Source organism: Bacillus pumilus (genome assembly GCF_003431975.1).
In the GTDB taxonomy this organism is placed as follows: domain Bacteria; phylum Bacillota; class Bacilli; order Bacillales; family Bacillaceae; genus Bacillus; species Bacillus pumilus_N.
Genome location: NZ_CP027116.1, coordinates 3,734,001 through 3,748,371 on the forward strand (window position 1 = coordinate 3,734,001; position 14,371 = coordinate 3,748,371).

The window sequence follows — 14,371 nt, forward strand, 5'->3', positions numbered from 1 at the left end:
TCATATGACCTGCTTTCTATAGAATAGTTAGTTAAATCACTAAATCTTCTGCGATCGGCGTTTCCATAATCTTTTTCACTTCTCTTGGATCTGTTGTTTTGCCTAATGCCCACATGAGTTTCGGCACGATGGCTTCTGTGTTCATGTTTCGTGAACGTGCCACCAGTTCCTGATTGATCTTGCGTCCTACTTCATACACACTCATGTCTTCTCCTTCTTCTAGACACTGAGTTGTGATGACGACAGAAATGCCTTCTTCAAGCAATTCGTTGATTTTCTCTAAAAGGTTTCTTCCTTCGAAAGGAATTCCGCCGCTGCCGTAGCTTTCAATCACGACTCCTTTGTACAAACCTTTAATTGAATCTAAGAATTCAGGCTTTAAACCTGGATGCAATTTCAGGAGACAAACGTCGGTGTTTAAGGATGCATCTAATTTAAGCGGTTTCATTGACGATCTTTTTACTTTGCTATTGTATTCAATTTGATGGTTTTCAATCGATGCAATATATGGATAGTTAATACTTTCAAATGCATCGTAGCTTTTCGTTCTTAGTTTAATTGCGCGAGTTCCTTGAATAACTCTGCCATCAAACACGACATATACGCCGCCCACACCGTCACATGCAAAACGAATGGCATCTGTGATGTTTTTCTTCGCATCTGTTTTCTTAAACGTGATCGGGATTTGTGAGCCTGTAATGACAATTGGCTTATCCGGATTTTGCAGCATATAAGAAAGAGCTGCTGATGTATAGGCCATTGTGTCTGTACCATGCGTGACAACAAAGCCATCATATTCATCATAATTTTCATAAATGGCTGTTGCGATATCCACCCAGTACTCAGGCTGCATGTTTGTACTATCTATACTCATTAGGGACTTTGTGTCCATTGTGTACTCTGCATTAATTTCGTTTAAATAGCTTAAAAGGTCCTCAGCTTTAACACCTGGAGCCAAACCATTCTCACTCTCTACAGATGCAATCGTCCCACCAGTGGTTAAAAGCAATAATTTCTTCAACAGGTCCACCTCTTTCAGTAAAATTACTACGTTTGTCACACATATTATTAGCTAGCTTGTGCTATTCTATAATATACGCTTTACGCGTACCTTCATTGCCATTATAGTCACATAACGCGAATTAATCAAGAAATTATTACGCATAACGCGTACACTCTTTGTCAAAATATGATATACTGTTTTTGTATATAAAGGAGCGTTCATTTATGATTCTCGATCGTTTAACCACTCTTAGAAAAAAGAAAAAATGGTCTCTCCAGCATACGGCAGATCGCCTTGGTATCGCCAAAAGCACCTATGCCGGTTACGAATCTGGGTACCGACGACCTTCGCTTGAAGCAGTGAAACTGCTGGCTGATTTGTATGATACGTCCATTGATTTTTTACTTGGTAGAACGGACGAGCCAGAGATCCAACGCAAAATCTCTGATATCAAAATTGAACTGACGGAAGCAAAAGAAGGAACTATCCTTGTCGACGACGTTCCTCTAAATGATGAAGAAATCAAACAGCTTGTTGCGTTTATTCGGGCAAAAAACACTTTAAAAGTATAAACACAGAAAAGAGAGGCACCATTAGGGTGCCTCTCTCAAATTGTTGACAAAGGGCTAAAATGATGTTTATTTTAGCTCTTTGTCTTCTTTTCAGCGTGATAGAAAACCTTTGAAGTCTAGGAAGGACGAGTACCGGAGCGGAGCGAATTTGACATTCGTGAGCACCGGAGCGCAGACCTGACAAAGAATGCGAGGGTTTGTCTACACGCTGAGAGAGGCACCATTAGGGTGCCTCTCTTTCTTTTTCCTCTCAGCTGCTTATGAATAAGGAGAAGACAGCTGACTTAATTCCTCTAGCCGCCGCTTTGCCTCTTCTTTATTAAACGAACTATAATAGCGATAATTCTCATCATCTAAGATGCGGTAATGCTGACTAAGCACATTTTGCTGAAGACGAAACGTGCCTTTTTTGACAGACGTTCGCCACCAAACCTTTCCGCCAATCGTACGCTCAACCGAGAGATTCAACTCATCATGTGCTACGACTTCCAAAATCTCAAGCGGGTCATCCCCAAGTGTCCCTTTTAAAATGTCACTATCCCTGAATAATGCACATACGGCCGCAGATTGCGTCCAGTTGAGACGCAGCCTGTGTTTTTCAACCTGCTGCAAATGCCGTTTCGATAGACCAAGTACCTCAGCCATGCGGTCCTGCGTATAATTCTTTTCTTTTCGAATCCGTGCCATTTGTTCTGTGACGAGGTCGATTACCATCTCTTTATCCATCTCTCATCACCTCTCCGAGTGTTCAGCCTTTACTGACATCATACACGATTTTTTCGAAAAAGTGGCGTCTCATCCTTTCGCGTATTAGCAAAAACTACCTAATTAATCTGTTCTTCTACCTGTCCATGCTGCTGTTTCCAGTCTTCTTGGGCAGACTGATTTAAATGTGGATAGATCTCTTGTTTGACGGTTTGTTCAAATACTTCTTCGTCTAAAATACTGTACGCTGGAATCTTGATCAATTTCCCATCTATTTTCCGAATTAGCACATCCATGAAGAGAAATCCCCTTACACTATACCGATGCCTGCGCATATCAATGGATTGAATGTCTTGAAAAGGGATTGTTTGTCCGCGATGTAAAACTGCACCATTCACCCCGCGCTGAATGCGAAAAATCACATTTCCTCTCTTCATAAAAGCCGGCAGAATCATCAAGAAAGAGATCCAGCCATAAGCAATGCCTAATAGCCCGCCTAAAAATAAAAACAATGTATAATTCGATTCAAATGTAAGAGCTTCTGAAAACAGCCAAATACCGATGATACCAAAACCGCCTGTTGCTAAGAATGCCCATACCCTTAAAAAGGTCCTGCTCCTCACTTCTATTACTTCACTTGGATTCAAGTGTCATTCTCCTTTTCTCCATTAGAATATAGAACGTAATCGGTCTCTATGAGCCGTCTCAATGCAAAATTCATTTTCTTTTATTCCTGACACAAGCCACGAATATTCCTCGCCTGGAATGACAAACAACATGGATTCCACATCAGGCGTATTATTTTTGTCGTAGATCACCTTCATCAGAGAGTCCATCTTCCCTTTTCTTGCCTGCACATCCGAAACAAATGTCTGCACAAGATCTTGATTCTCTGCCTGTTCAAGGAAGGAAGGCCACTCTTTTTTCCCCTCGCTTGCTTGCTCTAATAGTTTTTCGAATTCCTCTGCATGGAGGGTGATAACAGATACAGGGTGATCACTTATCTGTATGTTGAAAAAGGCTGTTACTTGTTCCTGTGCCTGCTGATCGTCTTTCAGTTTTTCAATCTGATGTACTTGTTGATCATAAAGTGTATGATGTGCATACACGCCCGCCTGTGTCTTATGAAAGGAGGTGCTGATTTCTTCATCTCCATCTCCGAATCGAGACGCTTTGACGGTGTAAGATGCATCATTCATTGCCTGGATGAAATGACGGTATTCCCCTTTATACCGGTATTGTCTGTTTCGAAATTCAAGTACACCTTTTGCGAGCAAAGAGCGGCACGCAATTTCAAATAAAAACCCAAGGCGTTCGTCCTCTACATCAGGATAATAGGCTTCCTTTAAGGACATGCCTTGTTCAAAATAGCCTTCACTGTAAAAACTAAAAATAAGTTCCTCGATACTTAGACTTAGCTGATCCAACTTGATCTCTCCTTATCCAAAAGAAAATGCACCCTTAAAGAAATCGCCTGCACCCTTAATCAGCGAGTCCGCGGTTTCTTTTGTTTTTTCTATCCCTTTATGTATCACCTGATTTGCTTGATCAATGGTGTCATTGACTGCTTTCACACCTTGACCCGCCAGCTCGAATGCTTGTTTCCCTTTATCGACGACCGCATGAATAGGGTCCTTTAATTTCACTGCAACCTGCTCTGCAAAACCGGATGTCAGCTTGGCAACCTTTTCCCCAATAAATCCACCGACTGCTGAACCAATCGCTCCTCCGACAACGGTCCCAATCGGGCCTGCAAAGCTTCCGAGAGCGCCGCCGACAACGGCACCTGCGACAGATCCACCAGCAATAAAGGCCGTATTGTTCACTGCATTTCCAACAGCCTTTGCATTTTCGCGCTTGAGGACTTCTGGCTGATCACCGAATTCTGCATAGTTCTCAGCAATTTTCAACCCACAGCCAACCGTTTCCGTTGCACCAGTGACAACCGTTGCAATGATGGCATTTCCTTTCGCAAATTTTGATCCATTTTTCAAAACAGACTTGATGGCAGCTGTGTCCTTCCAATTAATACTTCCTTTTGTAAAGTCACGCACACTATTTGTAAAAGCAACCGTATCGTCAGGGTAAAATTTTGTGAATTTCTTATGGACCAAGTCAGCCATCGACCAGTTTGATCGTTTTAATAATTCTTTTTTACTCAGCCAAATCCTTGCTAGACGGTCCAATCTCGTTCCTTCTACCCGGCTGGTCAGATCAAGCAGCAGCTTCGAATGTTGCGTTGCATACCGGCCATTCTCTTTTATAAACGTTGTCATCCCAAGCCCATAGTATTTCGCCTGCATCATCACAATACCAGCTAAGCTCGTGAGTGTTCCATATTGATCATAAATGCTGTACATTTTTCGTAAAATATCATCCGCTTCGACCATTTTATCTGTTGCATGACGAATCGCAATATCATCACTGCTCAACTTACTGATCAATGCTTGTCCTGCTCCCCATGCATCCCCGACACCAGAAAAACAGCTTCTATACCGAGGATCACAGCCTAAAATGAGACCATCCAGTTCACTATGTAAATCGCGGTGCTTCGTTTCGATGGCAGACAGTTCGCCTACAACATCATTTGCCAGCCCTGTGAGCTGATCTGGATCAACCACAATGTCACGTGCCATCACATCATCTCCCTTCTCGGTTTCTTTCTCTCCGTTCTTCTCGTCTCTTTCGTTCAAGCTCTTCCATCCTGGCAATTTCAGCTTTCCGTTCCTCGATCTTGACCGATGCATCGCGCAGTTCCTGACTCGTTTCAAGCAAGTCCTTTTCAAATTGATCATAGCGTGCCGTTGTTTCCTCAAAGCTTTGATCAAATTTATTCCTTGCTTCTCCCTGCCAGCCTGATCCTACTGCCTTGAGCCGATTCTCAAGCAGCTGCTTTGACTGCCGAATCTCATCTGCCGCTTCCTGAAACTTTTGAGCGAGTGCCAGCGTTTGACTAGAATCCAACTTTCGCACCCCTTTCTCCCAATTTAACGTACAAATGGATGATTTTATATGTCCTCATTATAAATAAAAAGACACCCAAAAAAATCACCCTAAAGAACCATTCAGCACATCACAAAGCGAAAGTAGGCCTTTTTCCTCTCTAATTGCCAGAGAAAGCCTTTCTTGTTATGAAGCGCATTCAAGACGTGATAAAATGAACGTATTCTACAAAAGGAGTGACGTATAGATGAAAGAAGAAATGATTCAGCGTTTCACAAGTTATGTGAAGGTAGATACGCAGTCGGATGCAGAAAAGAAAAGCTGCCCATCGACTGAAGGACAATTGAACCTAGCGAGACAGCTTGTTAAAGAGATGAAGAGCATTGGAATTCAAGACGTGACAATGGATGAAAATGGCTATGTCATGGGAACGATTCCGTCAAACACAGACAAAGAAGTGCCGACCATTGGCTTTCTGGCTCATATTGACACAGCCACAGATTTTACCGGCAAGAATGTGAAACCGCAGCTTCATGAAAATTATCAAGGCGGCGACATCACCTTAAATGAAGATCTACATATTGTTTTATCTCCATCACAGTTTCCAAATTTGCAAAAGTACCAAGGACATACGCTGATCACAACAGATGGCACAACCCTACTTGGTGCAGATAACAAAGCAGGTATCGCAGAAATTATGACCGCTATGCATTACTTGATTGAGCATCCAGACATCAAGCATGGGAAAATCCGCGTCGCCTTTACGCCAGATGAAGAAATTGGCAGAGGTCCACACAAATTTGATGTTGAGGCCTTCGGTGCTTCATATGCCTACACTATTGACGGCGGACCACTCGGCGAGCTGCAATATGAAAGCTTCAACGCAGCAGGTGCGAAAGTATCAATTAAAGGCAACAACGTCCATCCAGGAACTGCAAAAGACAAGATGGTCAGCGCTGCAAAAATCGGAATGCTCTTCCACAACAAGCTTCCTTCTGATGAATCACCTGAATATACAGATGGATACGAAGGATTTTTCCATCTAACGAAGTTTGTAGGAGAAGTCGAAGAAGCAGAGCTGCAATATATTATTCGTGATTTTGATAAAGAAAAGTTTAACGATCGCAAGGCACTGTTTGAAAAAGCAGCAAATGACTTAAAAGCCATCTATGGAGAAAACAGCATTACCCTCAGCATTCAAGATCAATATTATAATATGAGAGAAAAAATTGAGCCGGTGAAACATATTGTGGATATTGCCCATGAAGCAATGGAAAACCGCTCAGTAACACCTGTGATCGAACCCATCCGCGGCGGTACAGATGGATCTCAGCTTTCATATAAAGGTCTTCCAACGCCAAACATTTTTACTGGCGGGGAAAACTTCCACGGAAAATATGAATTTATTTCTGTCGAAAACATGGTGAAAGCAACAGAAGTCATCGTTGAAATTGCCCGTTTATTTGAAGAAAAAGCATAAAAATGTTTACAACCGTTCCTGTTCGGGAACGGTTTTTTAATAAAAGTTTACAATTTTCTGAAACTTTTATGACATTTATTCGTACTAATAAAGACAACCCCAGAAAAATTCTTCTTGACGAGTGAAATAACTGGAAATATAATAGTTAAAAACAACCAGTATTTTAGACCTAAATTAGCAGATCAACTGAACCTTAAGAACTAAAACGATTCTGCTGCTTATTTTCAGTTATAAACATCACTCACCCTGTCTACACTAAAGAATAGGATGAATTGGAGGAATGTCATATGATGATTTTATTGATTATCGCTTCACTTTGCTGCTACTTACTATTCTCTTTCAAAAAAGATAACCGCACACCAAAACGAAAAAGCGCAGAGCTTTCGGAGTTTGAAATCTTTCGTATGCGCCGCCACTACAATGGAAAACGTCGTCATCCCCTAAACAATGCACCTAAACAAGTATAAATCCAAAAAGGGAGCCTAATAAGAGGCTCTTTTTATTTGAGCAAACAGCATTATTCTTCCTTTTTCCATATCGGGTTTGTTTACCGCTATTTGTTCATGTAGAAAATTAAACGATAAAACCATTGACTTTTTGCTGAAAAGGTTTAATAATTGTGTATATTAAGAAAATTGAATCAAAAGGTAACCTTATTAAGAGTGGTGGAGGGACTGGCCCTGTGAAACCCGGCAACCGCTGTTCCTAGGAACAGAATGGTGCTAATTCCTTAAGCAAGCTAATGCTTGTTTGAAGATAAGGCAGAGTTCTCTCAGTATATGATGCTCTTCCTTATCCAAGGAAGAGCTTTTTTATTTGATTTTTAATCTGTAGAAAGAAGGGATTCAGCATGACACAAGTACAAATCAATGGAAAGAAAACAACGAAACCGCCATTTCGCGCAGATCAAGTAGGCAGTTTACTTCGCTCAGAACGAATCAAGGAAGCACGTAAGCAAAAAGCAGACGGTACGCTGACAGCAGAGCAGCTCCGACAAATTGAAAATGAAGAAATTACACGTATTGTAGAGAAACAAAAGGAAATTGGATTAGAGGTTGTCACAGATGGCGAATTCAGACGAGCTTGGTGGCATTTTGACTTTCTTGAGGGGCTAGATGGGGTTGAAGGATTTGAAGCCGATCAGGGCATTCAATTCCACAACACGACAACAAAAGCGAGAGGCATCAAGGTAACGGGCAAGATTGATTTTACGGATCATCCAATGCTAGAGGATTACCGTTTCCTTCACAGTATCGCTGGTGATCATACGGCTAAAATGACCATTCCAAGCCCGAATATGCTCTTTTTCCGAGGAAAGCTTGAAGAAGGAGTCTATGACAGCTTAGAGGCCTTCCACCATGATGTAGCGCAGGCGTATAAGAAAGCCATCCGTGCTTTTTATGATGCTGGCTGCCGCTATTTGCAGCTAGATGATACCGCATGGGCTGTGTTCTTTTCTGAAAAAGGGCATGAACAAATCAAAGCCTTTGGCCGAGAAGAAGATGAACTGCGTGAATCGTTTGCTAAGACCATTAATGAAGCAGTTGCCGATCGTCCAGAGGATTTGGTGATCACCATGCACATTTGCCGTGGTAACTTTAAATCGACTTGGGCAGCTGAAGGCGGTTACGAGGCAGCGGCAGAAACAATTTTCGCCGGCTTAGATCTAGATGGTCTCTTTTTAGAGTTCGACGACGATCGTTCTGGCGGTTTTGAACCCCTTCGCTACGTGAAAAACCCAAACCTTCAAATCGTACTAGGCCTTGTCACTTCAAAATACGGTGAGCTTGAGCCGGTTGAACAGATTAAAAAACGGATTGAGGAAGCGGCTCAATATGTGGACATTAACCAAATTTGTTTGAGTCCACAATGCGGGTTTGCCTCAACAGAGGAAGGCAATTTGTTAACAGAAGAACAGCAATGGGAAAAGCTGCGTCATGTGATTGAGATTGCGGATCAAGTGTGGTCTTCATAGTCCCTTTGGAGAAAAAAAGACAAACCGCAGTATAAGCGGTTTGTCTTTTTCTTTTATGCATCTAAATGATCACCATTTGTAGCAATCACTTGTTTATACCAATCAAAGCTTTTCTTTTTCTTTCTATCTAATGTTCCTTTTCCTTCATTATCACGGTCGACATAAATGAAGCCGTAGCGCTTTTTCATTTCCGCTGTCGATGCGCTGACAAGGTCGATTGGGCCCCAGCTTGTATAACCGATTAGGTCTACTCCGTCTGCGATCGCTTCTCTCGCCTCTAGTAGATGGCTTCTGAGGTAATCAATTCGGTAATCATCTTGAATCGATCCGTCTTCTTCTACTTGATCGACAGCACCCAATCCATTTTCTACGATAAACAATGGTTTTTGGTAGCGGTCATATAGCTGGTTAAGTGTTGTACGAAGTCCCTTCGGATCAATTTGCCAGCCCCAATCGCTTGCTTCTAGATAAGGGTTTTTCACGCCTTCAAATAGGTTACCACCAGTCACTTGTCCAAGAACCTCTGGATCTGTACTTGTCACAAAGCTCATGTAATAGCTGAAGCCAATATAGTCCACTGTATGGTTTCTTAGGATGTCTTCATCACCATCTTGGATCTCAATATGAATTCCATTTTCGCGGAAGTATCGTTTCATGTAACCTGGGTAGTAGCCTCTTGCCTGTACATCTGAGAAGAACAATGTTTTACGGTCCTGATCCATTGCAGCAAACATATCTTCTGGTCTTGAGCTGTACGGATAAGTTGTCATCGCTGCAATCATACAGCCGATTTTTGCATCCGGAATGATTTCGTGTCCTGCTTTGACAGCTAAAGCACTTGCAACAAATTGGTGATGTGCTGCTTGATATTGAATGCTTTTCTCGTCTTCGCCCTCTTCAAATACAAGTCCGCCACCAGTGAAAGGCGCATGTAATACAACGTTAATTTCATTAAAGGTCATCCAATATTTCACCTTGTCTTTATAGCGGGTGAACAACGTTTTCGCGTATGTTTCATAAAGATCGACAAGCTTACGGTTTCTCCATCCGCCGTAGTTTTTCACAAGTGCAAGCGGCATTTCATAATGAGAAATGGTGACAACTGGTTCAATTCCATGCTTATGCAGTTCATCGAATACTTTGTCATAAAAAGCAAGACCTGCTTCATTTGGTTCCGCATCATCGCCATTTGGGAAAATACGCGGCCAAGAAATAGAGAGTCTGAAGCATTTGAATCCCATTTCTGCAAAGAGTGCAATATCTTCTTTATAGCGATGATAGAAGTCAATAGCATCATGATATAAGTTCAAGTCTTTCATTGATTCATCGAATGGGTGCATAATACCGTGCGGTGATACATCAGCTGTCGATAAGCCTTTTCCATCTTTGTTATACGCACCTTCAATTTGGTTACCTGCAACAGCGCCGCCCCATAAGAAACCTTTAGGAAATGTTTTTTCTAACTTGTTCATGTTGAATACCCTCCTCATTTTCTTCTACACTGACTGTGAGCAGTGCCTCTTTCACTGTAATTGTGCCATCTGTTTTTGCTTCAACTTGTGCAAAATCATTTGTGTTGGTGACAATAATTGGTGTGGTGACATCATAGCCTTCTTGCTGAATGCCCTTGATATCAAATTCAACGAGCACATCTCCTGCTTGAACGATATCCCCTGACTGTACATGACTTGTAAAATGTTTTCCGCCAAGCTTCACCGTATCAATTCCAACATGGATGAGAAGCTCAGTGCCTTGGTCACTCTTTAAGCCAATGGCATGTTTCGTTTGAAAAATGGTTTCAACTTTGCCGTTGAACGGTGATACAACACGTCCAACAGTTGGAACAACGGCCGCACCTTTACCCATAATTTCATTAGAGAATGTTGCATCATTTACTTGATTTAGCGGCTTTAGTTGACCTTCAAGCGGGCTTTGTACCACTTCATTTTGAAGTGCTACTGTGTCTTTCTTTTCTTCTGATTTGTCTGCTTTTGTATCATCTTTCACTGGTACATCTTTGAATCCTAGGACAAGTGTCATGATGGTTGCTACAGCAAAGCCGATGACTAAACCAATGATGGAGTAGACAAATGTTGGGCCTATGAATGTTGGGAGACCTGGCAGACCTGCTGATCCAGATATCACATATGATTTTACTTTAAAGATAGACATGAACACGCCGCCTGCTGCTGCACCAATGAGGGCTGCAAGGAAAGGTTTTTTCAATCGCATGTTCACACCGTACATAGCAGGTTCAGTAATACCCATTAATGCAGTGATACTTGTAGACATCGCCAATGATTTGAATGTTTTGTTTTTTGATCTTAAGAAGACACCGAATGCTGCGCCTGCTTGTGCCATATTCGCTACAAACATCATTGGAAGAATGAAGTCAAAACCGTTTAACGTAATGTTGTTGATCATGATTGGAAGTAGTGCATAGTGCATACCCGTAATGATCAATGGTGACATGAAGCCACCGATCAAGAGTCCGGCCAAAATACCTGCATGTTTGAACAATAAATCAATTCCACCTGAAAGGCCATTTCCGATAATCCCACCAAGCGGTCCTACTGCGATGAGCATAATTGGTACTACGACAAGAAGTGTGACCGTTGGAACAAGGATGATCTTCAATGATTTTGGGCTATATTTTTCTGCGAATCTTTCAACATATGAGCCGAGCCAGATGGTGAGTAGAATCGGAATCACCGATGAAGAGTACACAACGGCCACCACTGGTAAGCCTAGAAATTCTGTATTTCCTGCACCTAGTAAAGCCGTTAACTGCGGGTGCAGTGCGGCGGCTGCAATGGCAGCGGCGATATACTGATTTGTGCCAAGCTTTTTGGCTACGCTTACAGCAAGCAGAATCGGTAAGAAGTAAAAAGCGCCGTCGCCAATGGCTGTTAAAATCACATAGGTGCTGCTCTTATCTGATATCCACTGGAACGTGAGCATGAGTGCCAATATCCCTTTGATCATACCGGCTCCAGCGATGGCTGGAAGAATCGGTGTGAAGACACCAGAGATAAAATCGAAAAGCTTTGATATCACATTTTGTTTTGATGCTTCTTCTGTACCGCCTGATTTTACATCTGTTGACAGGCCTGAGTCAGCAATCATCGCTTGATAGACATTTGAAACATCATTGCCAATAATGACATGATATTGACCTCCGCTTTGATTCACACCCATGACCCCGTCTGTTGATTGCAGCTTCTCTTTATCCGCTTTGCCTTCATCGTATAAGTTGAAGCGAAGCCTTGTCATACAATGCGTGACGTGCTTAACATTCTTTTCACCGCCGACAAGCTCTAGAACTTCTTTTGCTGTTTGTTTGTGGTTCATTGTATTACCCTCCAATCGTTGATTAAATCATGATATAGAAAAAACCTAAACATCCATTAATGTCCGAAAAATAGCGATTCAGACATTAATCGATATTTAGGTTTTGCCTGCTTAACCAGTAACAATCCTTCATAGCGATTGATCGTTATTTAATTTTTATAAGTCTTTGGATATAAAAAAACCTAAATCACGCCTTATCAAAGATAGGGACAATGATTTAGGTTTTGCCTGCTTGACCAGTAACAATCCTAAAAGATTGTGGGTTATTTTGTTTATAGTTATAAATTAGCATGTTAATTTTACAATGTCAACGCTTTCTTTTCGAATTTATTTTCTTTTTATCACTCGGTCGATATGCAAAGTTAAATATAGCATCTCATCTTCTATGAGACTTCGGTAGTATTCTTTTTGAACATAATCGTTAATTTTTTCAGCGCATTGGAAAGCAGCGGTGTTTTTTTCTTTTACTACTTCATACAGGAATTCATTTTGATTTTCCATCTGTGTTTCGTTAAACAGACGCTGTCCAAAAAACTTCAAATGCGTAACAAAACGGAAGTAGTTTAATGATTCCTCGTCTAAATCGATTTGAAAGTGATACTTAACGATATTTAAAATATCCTGAATGAGTTTGGTAATTTGAATCACGTTCGGCATTTCTTCATTGAGCTCTGCATTGACAATATGCATGGCAATAAAACCCGCTTCATCCTCAGGAAGATGAATGTTGAGCTTGTCCTGAATAATCCGAATCGCTTCTACACCACACATGAATTCCTCTTTGTACAACCGTTTGATTTCCCAAAGTAACGCATTTTTAATGTCCATTCCTTTTTGATGACGTTCAATAGCAAAGGTGATATGATCTGTCAGCGTCACATAGATGCTATCATTCAAATTTTTGTTAAGGGTTGTTCTCGCATGATCAATAATCGCCTCACACACTTGCATATACTCGATTGGAATATCATAAAGCAGGGTTTTGAATTTTTCTGATATATCTTTATTTTGAATGGAAAATACTTTTTCAATACGTTCTTCGTCAATCGGGTCTCCACTTTTCTTTTGAAAAGCGATCCCTCTGCCCATAATGACCAGCTCATGCTGCTCGTCATCATACGCACTGACCACATTATTATTGATTACTTTCGAAATGATCAATTGATACCCCCCAGTACATTCCGCTTTTTCGAGTATTTATTGTTGATTGAGATGTCATTTTATTATTATTTTCAAAAAAGAGGACTTTAAGATGATTTTACATTTTTTTTTGATACGGTCAACTAGAAAGAATGACATATTACCTCTCAAAAATGACGAAATAGGGGCAAAAAAGTCTAAAAACATACATAAAAACACTCTATAAAGAGTGTTTAAAGGATGTTTTTTACAAAATCAGGAGCAATCCCAATTATAGACGACATTTTCGAAATTTTTTCGTTTTAGATCTTCTGGCTTGATAAAAAAGTTGGCGATTCCGCAATCTCCCCACAACAAATCCACTTCATCATCTGAGTCGATTTGTATTAATAAAACGGTATGTTCTTGGTCTTCATAGGTACGCGGGTCCTCTTGTGTAAAGCCAGGATATCCGCCCAATTTGTGACCAAATCCACTTGCTGTCTCATAAAATTCATCTAGCAAGGCATCTGCTTCATCCCCATCAATTCCTTCTACATCTTCGAATAGGTCCCAGCTTCGTTTACCTGTGATTTTGTCAAAGCGAAAATCTCCTACACTGATTGTTTCGCTTGAACGTTCACCTGTTATTGCGCCTTCCTTCATAACAGGAAAATAAAAATCATCAGGGATTTTCACAAAAGAAAAATCCGTCAACAAATCTTCTTCAGCTAAAAAAGGTTCTTCAATGAATTTGATACGGAAATCTTTTTGCTCTGTCTTATGATCAATATTCATCCCATATAGATCATCATGCACAGAAATAAAAATTTGCAGAAGCCCTGTTTCTGGATAATTTTCAAGTTTCGGTAGCTGGCCAAAATTGATTTGTGCCAATAGCTTCATAGGGTGTCCTTCACCGTCAACTGGATATTCGTCATGTTTTGGGAAGTAAGGATCCCCTGCAATTTTGCTGTCGTATGGTCCTGTTTTTCCCTGTTTCATCTGTAATTGAATCATGGGCTGTTCCGTTTGATCCAATTTTGTACGGTAAGGTGCTAATATTTCTTGCAGCTTCGCTGATTGTGTCAAGATGGTCTTCCTCCTTATGTATCGTTATCATGACCAAACTAGTATCTCTTTTTCTATCATACAGAAGTGTACCTTGCCTGTCAGCGATAAATCGGTCAATATCCTAACAACTTTCCCACCTTAAAACGTAA

Annotated in this window: 14 protein-coding genes and 1 riboswitch; of the genes, 4 read left to right on the forward strand and 10 right to left on the reverse strand. The window is 41.1% G+C overall.

Annotated features, from left to right (window positions below; genetic code table 11):
- Window positions 1–31: 31 nt before the first annotated feature.
- Window positions 32–1,021, reverse strand: coding sequence for an asparaginase (locus tag C5695_RS19380; RefSeq protein ID WP_117732625.1), 990 nt, complete (start codon window positions 1,019–1,021; stop codon window positions 32–34).
- Window positions 1,022–1,227: 206 nt separating this feature from the next.
- On the opposite strand from C5695_RS19380, the gene C5695_RS19385 reads away from it, so the two are divergent.
- On the forward strand, window positions 1,228–1,575 hold the full coding sequence (locus C5695_RS19385; RefSeq protein ID WP_117732627.1) for a helix-turn-helix domain-containing protein: 348 nt from the start codon (window positions 1,228–1,230) through the stop codon (window positions 1,573–1,575).
- Between the two features lie 258 nt (window positions 1,576–1,833).
- Here the strand turns inward: C5695_RS19385 and C5695_RS19395 are convergent, their stop codons facing one another.
- From C5695_RS19395 to C5695_RS19415, 5 genes are all read right to left on the reverse strand, one after another.
- Window positions 1,834–2,301, reverse strand: coding sequence for a helix-turn-helix domain-containing protein (locus tag C5695_RS19395; RefSeq protein ID WP_117732631.1), 468 nt, complete (start codon window positions 2,299–2,301; stop codon window positions 1,834–1,836).
- A 98-nt stretch (window positions 2,302–2,399) separates the two neighbouring features.
- A complete protein-coding gene (locus tag C5695_RS19400) occupies window positions 2,400–2,927 on the reverse strand; it encodes a YfjD family protein (protein ID WP_117732633.1) in 528 nt (175 codons plus the stop codon).
- 21 nt (window positions 2,928–2,948) lie between these two features.
- A complete protein-coding gene (locus tag C5695_RS19405) occupies window positions 2,949–3,707 on the reverse strand; it encodes a hypothetical protein (RefSeq protein ID WP_117732635.1) in 759 nt (252 codons plus the stop codon).
- A gap of 12 nt (window positions 3,708–3,719) precedes the next feature.
- Entirely contained in the window at window positions 3,720–4,916 is a 1,197-nt protein-coding gene (locus tag C5695_RS19410; RefSeq protein ID WP_117732637.1) for a DUF6861 domain-containing protein, read from the reverse strand.
- A 4-nt stretch (window positions 4,917–4,920) separates the two neighbouring features.
- On the reverse strand, window positions 4,921–5,244 hold the full coding sequence (locus tag C5695_RS19415) for a WXG100 family type VII secretion target (protein ID WP_117732639.1): 324 nt from the start codon (window positions 5,242–5,244) through the stop codon (window positions 4,921–4,923).
- Window positions 5,245–5,470: 226 nt separating this feature from the next.
- Here C5695_RS19415 and pepT point away from each other — a divergent pair, with 226 nt between their 5' ends.
- The 3 genes from pepT (at window position 5,471) to C5695_RS19430 (ending at window position 8,678) form a co-directional block, all read left to right on the forward strand.
- Complete coding sequence (gene pepT / locus C5695_RS19420; RefSeq protein WP_117732641.1) at window positions 5,471–6,703, forward strand: peptidase T; 1,233 nt, start codon at window positions 5,471–5,473, stop codon at window positions 6,701–6,703.
- Window positions 6,704–6,990: 287 nt separating this feature from the next.
- Entirely contained in the window at window positions 6,991–7,170 is a 180-nt protein-coding gene (locus C5695_RS19425) for a hypothetical protein (protein ID WP_117732643.1), read from the forward strand.
- Window positions 7,171–7,353: 183 nt separating this feature from the next.
- Window positions 7,354–7,466: riboswitch (SAM riboswitch) on the forward strand.
- An 87-nt stretch (window positions 7,467–7,553) separates the two neighbouring features.
- Window positions 7,554–8,678, forward strand: a complete 1,125-nt coding sequence (locus tag C5695_RS19430; protein WP_117732645.1) for a 5-methyltetrahydropteroyltriglutamate--homocysteine S-methyltransferase — start codon at window positions 7,554–7,556, stop codon at window positions 8,676–8,678.
- A 53-nt stretch (window positions 8,679–8,731) separates the two neighbouring features.
- On the opposite strand, the gene C5695_RS19435 is transcribed toward C5695_RS19430, so the two are convergent.
- The 4 genes from C5695_RS19435 to C5695_RS19450 form a co-directional block, all read right to left on the reverse strand.
- Entirely contained in the window at window positions 8,732–10,150 is a 1,419-nt protein-coding gene (locus tag C5695_RS19435; RefSeq protein WP_117732647.1) for an aryl-phospho-beta-d-glucosidase, read from the reverse strand.
- On the reverse strand, window positions 10,122–12,029 hold the full coding sequence (locus C5695_RS19440; RefSeq protein ID WP_117732649.1) for a beta-glucoside-specific PTS transporter subunit IIABC: 1,908 nt from the start codon (window positions 12,027–12,029) through the stop codon (window positions 10,122–10,124). The genes C5695_RS19435 and C5695_RS19440 overlap by 29 nt, the downstream gene beginning before the upstream one ends.
- Window positions 12,030–12,356: 327 nt before the next feature.
- Entirely contained in the window at window positions 12,357–13,190 is an 834-nt protein-coding gene (licT, locus tag C5695_RS19445) for a BglG family transcription antiterminator LicT (protein WP_117732651.1), read from the reverse strand.
- Window positions 13,191–13,424: 234 nt separating this feature from the next.
- Entirely contained in the window at window positions 13,425–14,240 is an 816-nt protein-coding gene (locus C5695_RS19450) for a YwqG family protein (RefSeq protein WP_117732653.1), read from the reverse strand.
- Window positions 14,241–14,371 lie beyond the last annotated feature (131 nt).

What these genes read in the sequence shown, in the direction of transcription:
- C5695_RS19410 (WP_117732637.1), bottom strand. Translation starts at nt 4,916, where the DNA reads ATGGCACGTGACATTGTGGTTGATCCAGATCAGCTCACAGGGCTGGCA.
- pepT (WP_117732641.1), top strand. Translation starts at nt 5,471, where the DNA reads ATGAAAGAAGAAATGATTCAGCGTTTCACAAGTTATGTGAAGGTAGAT.
- C5695_RS19425 (WP_117732643.1), top strand. Translation starts at nt 6,991, where the DNA reads ATGATGATTTTATTGATTATCGCTTCACTTTGCTGCTACTTACTATTC.
- C5695_RS19385 (WP_117732627.1), top strand. Translation starts at nt 1,228, where the DNA reads ATGATTCTCGATCGTTTAACCACTCTTAGAAAAAAGAAAAAATGGTCT.
- C5695_RS19430 (WP_117732645.1), top strand. Translation starts at nt 7,554, where the DNA reads ATGACACAAGTACAAATCAATGGAAAGAAAACAACGAAACCGCCATTT.
- C5695_RS19440 (WP_117732649.1), bottom strand. Translation starts at nt 12,029, where the DNA reads ATGAACCACAAACAAACAGCAAAAGAAGTTCTAGAGCTTGTCGGCGGT.
- C5695_RS19395 (WP_117732631.1), bottom strand. Translation starts at nt 2,301, where the DNA reads ATGGATAAAGAGATGGTAATCGACCTCGTCACAGAACAAATGGCACGG.
- C5695_RS19435 (WP_117732647.1), bottom strand. Translation starts at nt 10,150, where the DNA reads ATGAACAAGTTAGAAAAAACATTTCCTAAAGGTTTCTTATGGGGCGGC.